This window comes from uncultured Clostridium sp., from assembly GCF_963527835.1.
Lineage (GTDB): Bacteria > Bacillota > Clostridia > Clostridiales > Clostridiaceae > Clostridium.
Map to the genome: position 1 here is coordinate 147,500 of NZ_CAURTC010000004.1, position 15,280 is coordinate 162,779.

12 protein-coding genes and 1 riboswitch are annotated in these 15,280 nt (G+C 26.8%); all 12 genes read left to right on the forward strand.

The features are described from left to right. The first annotated feature begins 3 nt into the window (after positions 1 to 3). The 12 genes from RYM86_RS04165 to RYM86_RS04220 all read left to right on the forward strand — a co-directional run bounded on the left by RYM86_RS04165 (position 4) and on the right by RYM86_RS04220 (position 15,277). A complete protein-coding gene (locus tag RYM86_RS04165; RefSeq protein WP_315078043.1) occupies positions 4 to 1,419 on the forward strand; it encodes a HAMP domain-containing sensor histidine kinase in 1,416 nt (471 codons plus the stop codon). A gap of 24 nt (positions 1,420 to 1,443) precedes the next feature. Then, a complete protein-coding gene (locus RYM86_RS04170) occupies positions 1,444 to 2,283 on the forward strand; it encodes a DUF3919 family protein (protein ID WP_315078045.1) in 840 nt (279 codons plus the stop codon). Between the two features lie 20 nt (positions 2,284 to 2,303). Next, positions 2,304 to 3,341 carry an ABC transporter substrate-binding protein gene (locus tag RYM86_RS04175; protein ID WP_315078047.1) on the forward strand — a complete coding sequence of 346 codons (1,038 nt, stop codon included), beginning with the start codon at positions 2,304 to 2,306 and terminating at the stop codon, positions 3,339 to 3,341. A gap of 412 nt (positions 3,342 to 3,753) precedes the next feature. After that, positions 3,754 to 4,038, forward strand: coding sequence for a co-chaperone GroES (groES, locus tag RYM86_RS04180; RefSeq protein WP_315078049.1), 285 nt, complete (start codon positions 3,754 to 3,756; stop codon positions 4,036 to 4,038). A 13-nt stretch (positions 4,039 to 4,051) separates the two neighbouring features. Next, positions 4,052 to 5,674, forward strand: coding sequence for a chaperonin GroEL (groL, locus tag RYM86_RS04185; RefSeq protein WP_315078050.1), 1,623 nt, complete (start codon positions 4,052 to 4,054; stop codon positions 5,672 to 5,674). Positions 5,675 to 5,888: 214 nt separating this feature from the next. Further along, a complete protein-coding gene (locus RYM86_RS04190; protein WP_315078051.1) occupies positions 5,889 to 6,293 on the forward strand; it encodes a type II secretion system protein in 405 nt (134 codons plus the stop codon). A gap of 98 nt (positions 6,294 to 6,391) precedes the next feature. After that, a riboswitch (purine riboswitch) is annotated at positions 6,392 to 6,489 on the forward strand. A gap of 138 nt (positions 6,490 to 6,627) precedes the next feature. Next, the gene (gene guaB / locus RYM86_RS04195; RefSeq protein WP_315078052.1) at positions 6,628 to 8,082 is read left to right on the forward strand and encodes an IMP dehydrogenase; all 1,455 of its coding nucleotides are present in this window, start codon (positions 6,628 to 6,630) and stop codon (positions 8,080 to 8,082) included. Positions 8,083 to 8,169: 87 nt separating this feature from the next. Further along, positions 8,170 to 9,711, forward strand: a complete 1,542-nt coding sequence (gene guaA, locus RYM86_RS04200; protein WP_315078055.1) for a glutamine-hydrolyzing GMP synthase — start codon at positions 8,170 to 8,172, stop codon at positions 9,709 to 9,711. Positions 9,712 to 9,911: 200 nt separating this feature from the next. Further along, entirely contained in the window at positions 9,912 to 11,075 is a 1,164-nt protein-coding gene (fliB, locus tag RYM86_RS04205; protein WP_315078056.1) for a flagellin lysine-N-methylase, read from the forward strand. A 267-nt stretch (positions 11,076 to 11,342) separates the two neighbouring features. Then, positions 11,343 to 12,194 (forward strand): polysaccharide deacetylase family protein, encoded by an 852-nt coding sequence (locus RYM86_RS04210; protein ID WP_315078057.1) that lies wholly within the window; start codon positions 11,343 to 11,345, stop codon positions 12,192 to 12,194. A gap of 224 nt (positions 12,195 to 12,418) precedes the next feature. Further along, the gene (locus RYM86_RS04215; RefSeq protein ID WP_315078060.1) at positions 12,419 to 12,982 is read left to right on the forward strand and encodes a hypothetical protein; all 564 of its coding nucleotides are present in this window, start codon (positions 12,419 to 12,421) and stop codon (positions 12,980 to 12,982) included. A gap of 330 nt (positions 12,983 to 13,312) precedes the next feature. Next, a complete protein-coding gene (locus tag RYM86_RS04220; RefSeq protein ID WP_315078061.1) occupies positions 13,313 to 15,277 on the forward strand; it encodes a BglG family transcription antiterminator in 1,965 nt (654 codons plus the stop codon). Positions 15,278 to 15,280 lie beyond the last annotated feature (3 nt).

The window sequence follows — 15,280 nt, forward strand, 5'->3', positions numbered from 1 at the left end:
TATATGAATTTGGGTATTAAGGGAAAAATAGTAATGATGAATATATTTATTCTAATAATAGCTATATTAAGTATATATGTAGTAACAATTTATACACTATATAGTAGAGTAATAAATAGTTCAATAGATATGCTAAAGAAAGAAAGTTATACAAGTCAATCATTTGTTATTAAATATTTGGAAACAGAAGATGATTTTCATGTAGAAAACGTTTTAAATGAAATGAGCCCTTTTATAGCAACATATTTATCTAATAATTGTAAATTCAGAGTTCAAATTTATAATAATTCATCTTTAATTGGAGATTCAGATAATTATCCTAATATAAGCAAAGATGATGATGTAGTAACGGCATTAAAAGGCAATAAATCGTATATTATAAGAAGAATTGAAGAATCGTCTTATATATTATTTTCAAGCCCAATTTATTATTCAGATGGTACTATAGGTTGTATAAGATATGTATATGATCTTGACAATGAAAATACAATTATAACTAATACTATTTTTAGTATGATTTTATTTGCTATAGTAGCAATAATATTTTCTAGTATGATGAGTAATTCATTTTCTAATAGAATAGTTAAGCCAATAGTTAGTCTTAAAAATATTGCAAGAAAAGTATCTTTTGGAGATTTTTCTAAAAAAATTAGTATAAATAGTAAAGATGAGATAGAAGATTTATCAAATTCTTTTAATATAATGTCTAATAATATAGAAATAATGATTGAAAATTTGAAAGAAGAAAAAGAAACTCAAAAAAGATTCTTGGATAATGTTACTCATGAATTTAAAACTCCATTGGCAGCAATTTTAGGATATTCAGATTTATTATTAAGGGTAAAAGAAAAAAAAGATATTGAACAATGTGTAAAATACATAGTACAAAGTAGTAATAGATTATTAAAACTTGTTGAACAACTTCTTGATTTATCAAGACTTAATAAAAATGAAGTAGAAGTTAAAAATGAAAATGTTGATATAAAGTCTGTAATTGAAACTGCTACAATGATGTTAAACCCTAGAATGAATAAATTTGGTATTAAACTTAATATGAATTTAGTTAGTAAAAATGTTTATGCAGATAAAGAAAAAACAGAACAAGTTATACTTAATCTATTAGATAATGCGATTAAATATAGTGAATGTACTGAAATAGATATATATATAGAATATGATGAAAAATATGTAATAATATATATTGCAGATAATGGACAAGGCATACCAAAAGAAGATTTAAAAAATATATTTCAGAATTTTTATACTGCTCATAAAGCATTGCAAAAAAAATATGGTGGAAGTGGACTAGGATTAGCAATATGTAAAGAATTTATGGAGAAGCAATCTGGAAAAATTGAGATAAGTAGCTTAAATGGAACTACTGTAAAATTAAGTTTCAAACATGGGATTTCAAACTGATATAGAGTAGGGTGAAACAAATTTATGATAAATTTTAACTATAAGATAGTGATAAACCTATTTGTTATACTAGTTATATTATTAGCTAGTATATATGTATATTTAAAAAGTAGCATTTATAATAATTTGATTGTTTTAGACGATAAAGAACAAGTTATGCAGTATTCAAGCCATTCAATACCTGTTAAAGTAGAACTTTATAGTAAGAGATGGGGTAAATTAATTATAAATTCTAATGATGAAATAAAAGAATTTTGGAATATTGTTGAGGCTATGCCTAAAAGTAATAATTTTTATAATTCAAAAATAGAAAATTCATTTAATGAGATAACAGGAACCATTTATTATTTAGATGGTGAAAAAGGTACTTTGTATTTAAATAATACTCTTAGAATAGATGATATTTATTATGGTGGCAATGAAAGCTCCGCATATATAAATAGAATTAAAAACTATATTAATGATATTTTCTGTACACCATCAGTATTGTCAGAACTTATAAATGATAAAAATAAAATAACTATTGTTGATATTTATAATAATACTAAAAAATGTGGTAGTAATGATAAAATTTTAATAAAAGATGAGGTAATGGATTTAAAAAGAATTACAGATAATAAAAAATTAGAATGGGCTGTAGCTAATAAAGGTGCTCTGAACTATCACATAAGAATTTATAGAGAAGAATCAGAGGAATTTTATGATAATAAAATAGAAGATGATATAAATAGTTATGATGTAATAAGTCTTGATATTTATGATAATGATTATGTAATCGTTAGAGATTATGGTGATGAAATAGTAAATTCTTTCTATATGGAGGGAGATTTAAATAATATATGTGACAATTTATTTAATCAGTAATATTTATTGGAGGTAAAAATATGTTAAATAAAAGAAGGGGTATTTTATTAATATTTATTTTACTTATGATTTGTATTCTTAATGGGTGTTCTAGCAATATGTCTAGTAGTAAAGAAATACCAAATCTTAAAAATGAGAATTTAGTAGTTTATGTTGCATTTAATGAGGATGAAGCTAAAGTTTTGCTTGATGGGTTTAAAGAAAAAACAGGGTGTAATTATACATTTTTAAGATATCCAACAGAAGAACTAGCTGATAAGATTAATAGTCAAGAAACTTTAGGAGAAGCAGATATATTTTTAGGGGGGACAGCTGATGCCGTTGAACTATTAAAAATGAATGATTGCTTAGAGAAATATACTATAAATAGTTCAAGTGAAATCCCTGTAGAATATATGGATAGTGATGGGTATTGGATAGGACTATATGTGGAGGCTTTATCAATAGCTATAAATGAAGATAGATGGGATAAAGAATTCAAAGATATGGAAAAACCTAAAACAATAGAAGAACTAATAAATCCTAAATTTAAAGGTGAGATAGTTCTTGCAGATCCAAGAACATCAGGAACTGGATATACTTTTTTATCTTATCTAGTACAAACTATGGGAAAAGATGAGGCATTGGAATTTTTTAAGAAGTTAAAAAATAATGTAGGGCAATTTACTGATAGTGGATTTACTCCAGCTAAAAAAGTTGGAATGGGAGAGTATTTGATAACAGTAAATTTTATAAATCAACAACTTATAGTTAGAAATTCAGGATTTAATATAGAATCTATTGTTCCAGAAAATACAGGGTGGACAATATGTCCTATAGCCAAAATAAAGGATGGAAAGAACAAGAAAGCTTCTGAAGCATTTATGAATTACTGTGTAACTAAAGAAGCAGGAATATCTCTTAAAGATTTTTCAATGGGATTTTCAACAATACCAGGTGTTAATTATCCTAATATAGAAAAAGATTTTACTTCATATAAGTTAAGTAAAGAATATGATTTTAAAAAAGCCGCCAAGGATAGAAAAGAACTATTAGAAGATTTAGAAGAAATAATGTAATAATAAAATTAGGATATTAAATAAAGTAATTGCTATATTTAATATCCTAAATTAGCTTACGTTAATGATAAGTTAAATATTAATGTATATATTAATTATTGGAAGTAAAAACTAATTAGTGGCTAGTTTTATTATAGAAATAAAAATTAAATAATAAAATACATAAATGGAAATAATATATAAAAATATATTATTAAAATTAAAAAATAAAATAAGAGAAAATATAAGTAAATAGGAGCAATATAGATATAATCGCGATTTTTAAACCTATAAAGCTATATAATATTATAAAAAATATTTGAATTATATGGTGATAAAGGATATTATAATAATTATATTAGCACTCGATGCTATCGAGTGCTAATAGTTAATTAAAAAATATTTAATATTTAAAATATAGGAGGGACTTATTATGAGAATAAAACCACTTGGAAATAGAGTAGTAATCAAGAGATTAGAAGCAGAAGAAAAGACAAAGAGCGGTATAGTTTTAACTGGAAGTGCTAAAGAAGTACCACAAGAAGCAGAAGTTGTAGCAGTAGGTCCAGGAAGTATTGTTGATGGTACAAAAATAGAAATGGAAGTTACGGTAGGAGATAAAGTTTTATATTCTAAATATTCTGGCACTGAGGTAAAATTAGATAGTGAAGAATATATGATATTAAAACAAGATGATATATTAGCAATAGTTGAATAGGAGAGTGGTATAAATGGCAAAGATGTTGAAATTTGGAGAAGATGCAAGAAGATCTATGCAAGTTGGAGTTGATAAACTTGCTGATACAGTTAAGGTAACATTAGGACCAAAAGGAAGAAACGTTGTTTTAGATAAGAAATTTGGTTCACCATTAATAACTAATGATGGGGTTTCTATTGCAAGAGAAATAGAATTAGAAGATCCATACGAAAATATGGGAGCTCAACTAGTTAAAGAAGTAGCAACAAAAACTAATGATGTTGCAGGAGATGGTACAACAACAGCGACTTTATTAGCTCAAGCTATTATTAGAGAAGGTTTAAAGAATGTTACTGCAGGGGCTAATCCTATGCTAATTAGAAACGGTATAAGAATGGCTGTTGAAAAAGCAGTAGAAGAAATCAAGAAAATTTCTAAGCCAGTAGAAGGAAAAGAAGATATAGCAAGAGTTGCAGCTATTTCAGCAGCAGATGAAGAAATTGGTAAGTTAATAGCTGATGCTATGGAAAAAGTAGGTAATGAAGGCGTTATTACAATAGAAGAATCTAAATCTATGGGAACAGAATTAGATGTAGTTGAAGGTATGCAATTTGATAGAGGGTATGTATCAGCTTATATGTCTACAGATACGGAAAAGATGGAAGCTATATTAGATAATCCATATATTCTAATAACTGATAAGAAGATTGCTAATATACAAGAAATATTACCTATATTAGAACAAATAGTTCAATGTGGTAAGAAATTATTAATTATAGCTGAAGATGTTGAAGGCGAAGCTGTGGCAACATTAGTTGTTAATAAATTAAGAGGAACATTTACTTGTGTAGCTGTAAAAGCACCGGGCTTTGGTGATAGAAGGAAAGAAATGCTTCAAGATATAGCTATATTAACAGGTGGAACAGTAATTGCTGAAGAATTAGGAAGAGATTTAAAAGAAGTTACTCTTGATATGCTTGGTCAAGCAGAGAGTGTTAAAGTAGGTAAAGACAATACTGTTGTTGTTAATGGTAAAGGTAATCATGAAAACATAAAAGATAGGATATCACAAATAAAAGCTCAAATAGAAGAAACTTCTTCTGAATTTGATAAAGAAAAATTACAAGAAAGATTAGCTAAGCTTGCTGGTGGAGTTGCTGTAATCAAAGTTGGTGCTGCAACTGAAACAGAATTAAAAGAAAGAAAGCTTAGAATAGAAGATGCTTTAGCTGCTACAAAAGCTGCAGTTGAAGAAGGTATAGTGCCAGGTGGTGGAACTGCATATATTAATGTAATAAATGAAGTTGAAAAATTAACATCTGATGTTCAAGATACAGAACTTGGTATAAAAATAATTGTAAAATCATTAGAAGAGCCATTAAGACAAATAGCTAGTAATGCTGGTGTTGAAGGATCTGTTATTATAGAAAAAGTTAAAAATAGTGAAGTAGGAACAGGATACGATGCTTTATATGGAAAATATGTAAATATGATAAAGAGTGGTATTGTTGACCCAACTAAGGTTACAAGATCAGCTTTACAAAATGCAGCATCAGTATCAGCAACATTCTTAACAACAGAAGCTGCAGTTGCTGAAATTCCTCAAAAAGAACCAGCAATGCCAGCACCAGGAATGGGAATGGACGGAATGTATTAATATATTAAAAAAGACTACTGATTAGGTGGTCTTTTTTATTTTTTAGGAAATTATATAACTTTTGAAGATTGAAAAGTTGATAAAAGCTAGTTTGAGTTAAATATTTATTTAGAAAACAGCTTTATTTAAATATATATTAACAATATTTGTATATTAACTAACTTAGATAGCAATAATTAAAATAATCATATTTTAATTATTGGAGGATAATATTGTGAATAACGAGTTTGGTTTAAATAATAAGTATAAGAAGAATAAGGGGTTTACTTTATTAGAACTTATAGCGGTAATGGCTATTATAACAATATTAGCAACTGCTATTTTACCTAAAGTAACTGGATATATAAATGAAGCTAAAAAAACTAAAGTATTAGATCAATGTAGAAAAGTTGTGATGGCAGTAGAATCTTACAATTTAACACACTCTTCTAATTATGAAAAAAATAAAAACATATCTAATATAAAAGAAGATAAAAGTGTAAATAAATATTTAGAAGGTGTTGAATTTAATAATTTAGACTTAAGTACAACGATTCAAAATTGTTATGATGTATTAAATGGAAAAGAATTCAAATTAAAAGCAGACAGTGAAATGCTAGATTTATCTACAATTAATTAGCGAAACCGATTAAATTAAATAAATTTGCAATTTTTGCAATTTTAATTTCAATTTTATTGACTTTGCTCATAGCATACATTATAATATTTTTAATCAAACAAAGAAAATATTTAAAAACTCGTATATACCTTGGATATGGCAAGGAGTATCTACCAGAAACCTTAAATTTCTGACTATGAGTGATATTAATACATTAGTATATTTGAAATATATTAACGTATTAACTTCACTTACGGAGTTAATGCGTTTTTTTTTATACATAAAAATATGGGAAAAATGCAAGAAAAGATTCAAAAAAGTGAAAAGATGAAATAAAAAAATCGGGGGGATAATTATGGCTACAATAATAAAAACAGCTTATACATTTGATGATGTATTATTAGTACCTAATAAATCAGAAATATTACCTAGAGAGGTAAGTGTAAAAACAAAATTAACTAAAAAAATATCTTTAAATATACCTTTAATGAGTGCTGCAATGGATACAGTAACACAATCTAAAATGGCTATCGCTATGGCAAGAGAAGGTGGAATCGGAATTATCCATAAAAACATGAGTATCGAGCAGCAAGCAAAAGAAGTAGATAAAGTAAAAAGACAAGAAAACGGAATTATAACTGATCCAATATTTTTATCAAAAGAAAATACACTTCAAGATGCTGAAAACTTAATGGGTCAATATAGAATATCTGGCGTACCTATAACGGAAAATGGTAAACTAGTGGGTATACTTACAAATAGAGATGTAACTTTTGAAACAGATTTTAATAAAAAAATATCTGAAGTTATGACAAAAGAAAATTTAATTACTGCTCCAGAAAATACTTCTATTGATGAAGCAAAGGAAATTTTAAAGAAACATAAAATAGAAAAATTACCTTTAGTTGATGGAGAAGGAAATCTAAAAGGATTAATTACAATTAAGGATATTGATAAAGCTAAACAATTTCCTAATGCTGCAAAAGATTTAAATGGTAGACTATTATGTGGAGCTACTGTTGGAGTTACAGCGGATATGATGGATAGAGTTGATGCATTAGTAAAAGCTAAAGTTGATGTTATTACAGTGGATACTGCTCATGGTCATTCAAGAGGAGTTATGGAAGCTGTTAAGCAAATAAAAAATAAACATCCAGAATTACAAGTTATAGCTGGTAATGTTGCTACAGCAGAAGCAACAGAAGATTTAATAAAAGCCGGAGCAGATTGTGTTAAAGTAGGTATAGGACCAGGATCAATATGTACTACAAGAGTAGTTGCAGGTGTTGGAGTACCACAATTAACTGCTGTTATGGATTGTGCAGAAGTTGGTAAAAAATATGGAATACCAGTAATTGCTGATGGTGGATTAAAGTATTCTGGAGATATAGTAAAAGCTTTAGCAGCAGGTGCATCTGTAGCAATGATGGGATCATTATTTGCAGGTTGTGAAGAAGCGCCAGGAGAAATGGAAATATATCAAGGAAGAAGTTATAAAGTATATAGAGGAATGGGTTCATTAGCCGCTATGGCTTGTGGATCAAAAGATAGATACTTCCAAGATGGAAATAAAAAGTTAGTACCAGAAGGTGTTGAAGGTAGAGTAGCATATAAGGGATATGTTTCAGACACTATATTCCAATTAATAGGTGGAATAAAATCAGGAATGGGATATTTAGGTTCAAAGGATTTAGAGACTTTATATGAAACTGCTAGATTTGTTGTTCAAACAGCATCAGGATATAGAGAAAGTCATCCACATGATATAAACATAACTAAGGAAGCTCCAAATTATAGTGTAGGACAATAAAAAATAGATATAATTATTAATTTTTATTGAGTAATGTTCTTAGTTGCTAGATAATTAAATTTATAAAGAACAATTTAGGAGGAAATGATGAAGAGAGATTTAGTTTTAGTTATAGATTTTGGTGGACAATATAATCAATTAATTGCAAGAAGAGTAAGAGAATGTAATGTATATTGTGAAGTTCATCCTTATAATTTAAGTATTGAAGAAATAAAAGAAATGAACCCAAAAGGAATAATTTTTACAGGTGGACCAAACAGTGTATATGGTGAAAATTCTCCTTTATGTGATAAAGCTATATTTGAATTAGGTATACCTATTTTTGGTATATGCTATGGTTCTCAACTTATGTCTCATATGCTTGGAGGAAAAGTGGAAACTGCGCCTGTAAGTGAATATGGAAAAACAAAAGTTGATGTAAATGTAGAATCTAAACTTTTTGAGGGGATATCACCTTCAACAATTTGTTGGATGAGTCATACTGATTACATAGAAAAAGCACCAGAAGGATTTAAAATAATAGGTAATACTCCTGTTTGTCCTGTTGCAGCTATGGAATGTGAAGATAAGAATTTATACGCAGTCCAATTTCATCCAGAAGTTATGCATACAATAGAAGGTACAAAGATGCTTTCAAATTTTGTATATAATATATGCGGATGTACTGGAGATTGGAAAATGGATTCATTTGTTGAGAAGACCATTGAAGAAGTTCGTGAAAAAGTTGGAAATGGTAAAGTATTATGTGCATTATCAGGTGGAGTTGACTCATCAGTAGCAGCAGTATTACTTTCAAGAGCTGTTGGAAAGCAATTAACTTGTGTATTTGTTGATCATGGTTTGCTTCGTAAAAATGAAGGTGATGAAGTTGAAGAAATATTTGGAGCTAATGGGCAGTATGATTTAAACTTTATTCGAGTAAATGCACAAGAAAGATTTTATAAAAAGTTAGCTGGAATAGAAGAACCAGAACAAAAAAGAAAAATCATTGGTGAAGAATTCATAAGAGTGTTCGAAGAAGAAGCTAAAAAAATAGGAACAGTTGATTATCTTGTACAAGGAACCATTTATCCAGATGTAATTGAAAGTGGACTTGGAAAATCAGCAGTTATAAAATCACATCATAATGTTGGAGGACTTCCTGATTATGTTGATTTTAAAGAAATAATAGAACCTCTTAGATTATTGTTTAAAGACGAAGTTCGTAAAGCAGGTTTAGAACTTGGAATACCTGAAAAGTTAGTGTTCAGACAACCTTTCCCAGGTCCAGGTCTTGGAATACGTATTATTGGAGAAGTAACAGCTGAAAAAGTTAAAATAGTTCAAGATGCAGATGCAATATATAGAGAAGAAATTGCAAAGGCGGGAATTGATAAGGAAATTGGTCAATATTTTGCGGCTCTTACTAATATGCGTTCAGTAGGGGTTATGGGAGATGAAAGAACTTATGATTATGCAGTTGCTCTTAGAGCAGTAACCACAAGTGATTTCATGACAGCTGAAAGTGCAGATCTTCCATGGGAAGTACTTGGAAAAGTAACAACTAGAATTATAAATGAAGTAAAAGGTGTAAATCGTGTAATGTATGATTGTACAGGAAAACCACCAGCAACTATAGAGTTCGAATAGATATTAAATATCCCAACAGATCCTAATTTAAATTGGTTTGTTGGGATATTTTTTTCATTTTTATAAATTCAAAATACATAATAAAATTAAGCATAGAAAATTTAGACATGAGACAGTTGAATAACTAGTAGTTATTATTGGAAGTAAATGATAAAATTATATATAATAAATTTTATTAATACAATAACATGAGGTAAAAAATGAAAATACGAGTACCAGATTATTATAAAGATTTTAAATGTATATCTTCAAAATGTGAAGACACCTGTTGTGCTGGATGGGAAATTGTAATTGATGATGAAGCATATAAATATTATAATACAGTATCAGGAGATTTTGGTGAAAGACTAAAATGTGAAATAACATTAGATGATGATGATGAAAATATTTTTATGCTTAAAGGTGAGAATTGCTCATTTTTAAATAAAAATAAAATGTGTGATATATACATTGAACTGGGAGAAGATAGATTATGTAATACATGCAAGCAATATCCAAGATTTATAGAAGAGTATGGCGGTATACGTGAAATCGGAATTTCTTTATCATGTCCAGAAGCAGCAAGAATAATTTTGAATGATTCCAAGCAAGTTAACTTTAAACTTGAAGAAAATGATGAAATGGTTAGCAAATATAATGATATTAGTTATGAAATCTTTATTCAGCTAATTAATTCAAGAAAAATAGTTATGAAAATATTGCAGGATCGTTCTATTGATTTAAATAAAAGAATTGCATTAGTTCTTAATTTTGCTAAGGACATTCAAGACAAGGTAGATGAAAATAAACTATCTGAAATATCAAAAATTAGAAATAGATATTTAGATAAGGAATTTACAGAAAAATCTATTTTAGATTTAAACCAATATAAAGATAATAAAACAGTTAAATATGATAATATGTTTAACTATTTTAAAGTATATAAAAATCTTGATCATATTAATGAAAACTGGCCCAAAGTATTAAAACATACTATGGAATATTTTCATGGACCAAAAATTAAAAGTGAATTTTATGTAGATAAGTATGCAGAATTTAATACATATTATGTGGACAAAACATATGAATATGAACATTTAATGGTGTATTTTATATTTAGATATTTTATGAAATCTGTCTATGACTATGATATAATTGCAAAAGTGAAGTTATCAATTATTAGTTATCTAATTATTAAAGAATTAGATGTGGTAAGATGGTGTGATAACGGATATAAGCTTAATAAGGATGATCAAGTAGATATAATGCATATGTATTCTAAAGATATCGAACATTCAGAGAAAAATTTAGAAGAATTAGCAGAAATATTTGAAACAAATAAAGTTTTTAGCTTAGAAAATTTTATGATTATGTTAATGAATTAAGTGAAAAATATAGTAGCTTAGTTGTTATTTAAATAAGATAATATTTAAGTTTATTTTTATTAACTGTACAAGAGTGTATTTATATAATGTTAATTTGTTTAAATTAGAAATATAATAAATGCTTTAAGATTAGATATAATGGTAAACATATTATAAATTTTAAGAGTAAATTAATAAAAAGATAATATAAAATGTATATATTTTAGAAGTTAAAAGATATAAAATAACAAAAGGAATAGTTTAACTTTATATTTTAGGAGGCAGATTTTGAAAAATAAAAATAATACAATTTTGAAGGGATTATTAGTATTAATATTATTAGTAATTGTTTCTTTATCTACATTTCAAATTAAGAATAATACTAAAGAAAAGAATGTTCAATTAACAACTAATGAAAATTCTAATATAGTGGAAAATAAAGATAATAAGAATCCTTTTGAAGGTATAGATATTACAAATGATGATATGGGTGTTACTGTTTTAGGATATCATTCTATTGGTGATGAATTCAAGAAAGATCCATTAGTTGTATCTAAAGATTTATTTAGAACACATCTACAAGCAATAAAAGATGAAGGTTACACAACTATAACATTACAACAATTATATGATTACTTATATAATGGACTTGAAATTCCTAAAAAAAGTGTAGTTATAACATTAGATGATGGATATAAGGATAATTATACAAATGCATTTCCAATTCTTAAAGAATTTAAAATGAATGCAACTATGTTTATAATAGCTGATTATTTAGATGGTGATGTATATGTATTACCTTCACAAGTGAAGGAGATGAGTGATTATGGAATTGATATTGAGGATCATACACTTACTCATAGAGAGCTTTCAACTTTAAATTATGATGAACAATTAAAAGAAGTTAAAGAATCTAAAATTAAGCTTGAAAATATAACAGGCAAAAATATTAACTTTATTGCATATCCTTCTGGTAGTTATAATAGTGAAACTTTAAAAGCTGTTAAAGAGGCAGGATACAGTATGGCATTTACTGTTAAAAAGGGTCAAGCACATAAAGATGATAATCAATATGAAATAAATAGAGTATTAGTTGATTATACTTATAAACCAAGACATATAAAAAGAGATTTAAAATAAAAGGTGATTACAAATAATATTAGTTATAAGGTAAATTAATATTATTTATAAAGTTTAGAATACAAGTATTAAAAAATAGTTGAATTTTGTGTATTTAATTATCGCAAAATTTAACTATTTTTTTATTTATAAAAATATAGTTAATTTTTAGCTTATTAGATTAACAAATATTCTACTTCTAACATACTATATAATATAATTATTTTACAAAAGGAGAGAAAAATATGAACTATTATCGTAATGAAAATGAATTTAGAGGAAATGAATTTAGAAATAATGAATTTAGAAATAATGAATTTAGAAATAATGAATTTATAAATAATGAATTTAGAAATAATGAATCTAGAAATAGTGAACAATCATGTCGTTCCGATAGAGAAAGAAGTGACACATCATGTCGTTCTGATAGAGAAAGAAGTGACACATCATGTCGTTCTGATAGAGAAAGAAGTGACAGACCATGTCGTTCTGATAGAGAAAGAAGTGACAATGATGCAGAATGCAGAAGATGCCGTAGAGAAGGCCGTAGAGAAGGATTTAGAGAGGGTTGCGAAAAAGGATTTAAAGAAGGATTTAAAAAAGGTTGTAAAGAAGGACGTGAAAATGGTTTAAGAGAAGGCCGTAGAGAAGGATTTAGAGAGGGTTGCGAAAAAGGTCGTAGAGAAGGATTTAGAGAGGGTTGCGAAAAAGGTCGTAGAGAAGGTTTCGAAGCAGGCATTAGAGAAGGACGCGAAAAAGCAAGAAGAGAATTTATGGAATGCGCAAACAGAAGAAACTCATGTCGTTAAACTTTTGTAGATAATTTAATATCGTAATTTACAGAGGGATTTATAGCAATATAAATCCCTCTTTTAAATTTAAATAAAGAAATTCAAAAAAATGTATTATGTAAGATGCAAAATTTAAAAAATGTGTATAAATGTGTATAAACGAGTATAAATATATACAAATATGTTATAATAAATATGAAATTGTTTGCAAAACTAGTCTTATAAGATATTTATCTATATTTTTTTAATTAGTATATATTTTTTCCAACATGTAATGAAAAAGTATATATTAAATAAACTAAATTAATGTATTAATATATAGTTGTAACATGGAATGAGGGGTTGAAAATGATTACACAATCATTAGAAAGAAAGTTATTTACCATACTTGAAATGCTAGCTGATAGCAAAGGAAATACTTTAAAAGATTTTTCGGATGAACTTGGTGTTAGTACTAGAAGTATTAGAACTTACTTAAAGCAATTGCAGGAAGAAATACCTGAGGATATTGTGGAAATAGTAAAGACTAATAATTCTGAGTATAAGCTAAATGTAAAAGATGATGAAAATTTTAAGCAATTGCTAGAGCTAAATAGAAGACAAAAACAAAAATTTTGTCAATTAAATAATCCAGAAGAAAGAATTGATTATTTAATAAACAAGTTAGTAGGACTTAATGAGATTGTGACAATTGATGATTTAGCAGAGGAGATGAATGTAGGAAGAACTACTTTAGTTAAAGATTTAAAAAAAGTGGATCAGAAATTAGAAGAGTATGGATTAGTATTAAAGAGAAAAACAAATTCAGGAATAAAAATTGAAGGCGATGAAATTAATTTAAGACTAATTATACTTGAACATATATGCAAAACATATAATGATTCAATAATTTTATTAGAAAACAATAATATTCTTACTAAGAAAGAGATTATTAAACTTCAAGAACAAATAGTAATGAATCTAAAAGAAAATAAATTTAGTATAACTGAAGCTTTAATAAATAACTTAATAAGATATATAGCAGTAATGCTAATAAGACTAAATAATAATAAAAATATAATTTCACTACAATCACAATATAAAATAATAAAGGAATCAGAAGAGTATGAAATAGGAAAAACTATAAAAAGTACGATTGAAGCATTAAAAGATGAAAAAATTGATGATTTAGAAATAATTTTTATAGTAATGCCTTTACTTGGGAGAAATGCACCTTTGTATCATGAAGTATTAAGAAACTTAACAATAGGTGAAAATGTAACTTTATTAAGAAAACAAATATTCAAAAAGGTTTTTGAATTTACTGGATTAAGCTTAGAAGAAGATGAACAATTAATACAAGGATTAGAATATCATTTATACTATGCACTAAATAGAATAGTACTAAATATAAGATATAAAAATCCTATGTTAAAAGAAATAAAAGAAAAATACAAATTGCCTTATGAAGTTGCTAAAATAGCTACTTCAGTAATTGAAGATAAGTATCAGGTACAAGTAGAAGATGATGAAATTGGATACTTAGCATTACATTTTGGAACTTATATTGAAAGAGCAGGAAAATCTTTTATTAAAATAGAAAATGCAGCAATTGTTTGCGGAACAGGCTTAGGAACAGCAAAGTTACTAATTATAAAATTAAAGAAAATACTTGGAGAAGAAATTAATTTCAAATCATTTTCTGATTTAGATTTTACAGAAGAAATAGCAAGCAATTATGATATGATATTTACTCTTGTAAATTTGGATATAAATACTGAAACACAAATAGTAAAAATTACTTCGATTTTTGATGAAAGTCAATTAAAAGGAGAAATAGAAAGTCAAATATTTTTAAATAAGACTAATGAGAAAAGAAATGATACAGAACAATATATTTTAAATGGAATGTTAGATAAAAAATTAGTATTTTACTTAAATAAAAACAATTTCATGGATAACTTAGAAGATATGTTGGATAGTTTAATAAAATCAAATATTGTATCAAATGAATATAAGAAAAGAGTTATAGCAAGAGAAAAGAAAGCAGGAACAGCATTTGGTGGATATATAGCACTACCACATGCAGTAGATGAAAAGGTAAACAATGTAATAGTTTCATATGGAATACTAGATAAATTGATTATGGTTGATGATAAGGAAGTTGGATTAATAATATTACTTGTAATACCTTCAGAAAGCCAAAATAGTCAAGAGATTATAGTGAAAACATATCAAGAGATTATAGATTTATCAAGTGACAATAAGATAGTTCAAAATCTGATAAAGAGTAAAAATTATAAAGAATTTAAAGAAGTTTTAGGAAGGAGATAAATT

Coding starts and splice junctions, on each gene's coding strand:
- RYM86_RS04170 (WP_315078045.1), top strand. CDS start 1,444: ATGATAAATTTTAACTATAAGATAGTGATAAACCTATTTGTTATACTA.
- RYM86_RS04165 (WP_315078043.1), top strand. CDS start 4: ATGAATTTGGGTATTAAGGGAAAAATAGTAATGATGAATATATTTATT.
- RYM86_RS04215 (WP_315078060.1), top strand. CDS start 12,419: ATGAACTATTATCGTAATGAAAATGAATTTAGAGGAAATGAATTTAGA.
- fliB (WP_315078056.1), top strand. CDS start 9,912: ATGAAAATACGAGTACCAGATTATTATAAAGATTTTAAATGTATATCT.
- groES (WP_315078049.1), top strand. CDS start 3,754: ATGAGAATAAAACCACTTGGAAATAGAGTAGTAATCAAGAGATTAGAA.
- RYM86_RS04220 (WP_315078061.1), top strand. CDS start 13,313: ATGATTACACAATCATTAGAAAGAAAGTTATTTACCATACTTGAAATG.
- guaB (WP_315078052.1), top strand. CDS start 6,628: ATGGCTACAATAATAAAAACAGCTTATACATTTGATGATGTATTATTA.
- RYM86_RS04175 (WP_315078047.1), top strand. CDS start 2,304: ATGTTAAATAAAAGAAGGGGTATTTTATTAATATTTATTTTACTTATG.
- groL (WP_315078050.1), top strand. CDS start 4,052: ATGGCAAAGATGTTGAAATTTGGAGAAGATGCAAGAAGATCTATGCAA.
- guaA (WP_315078055.1), top strand. CDS start 8,170: ATGAAGAGAGATTTAGTTTTAGTTATAGATTTTGGTGGACAATATAAT.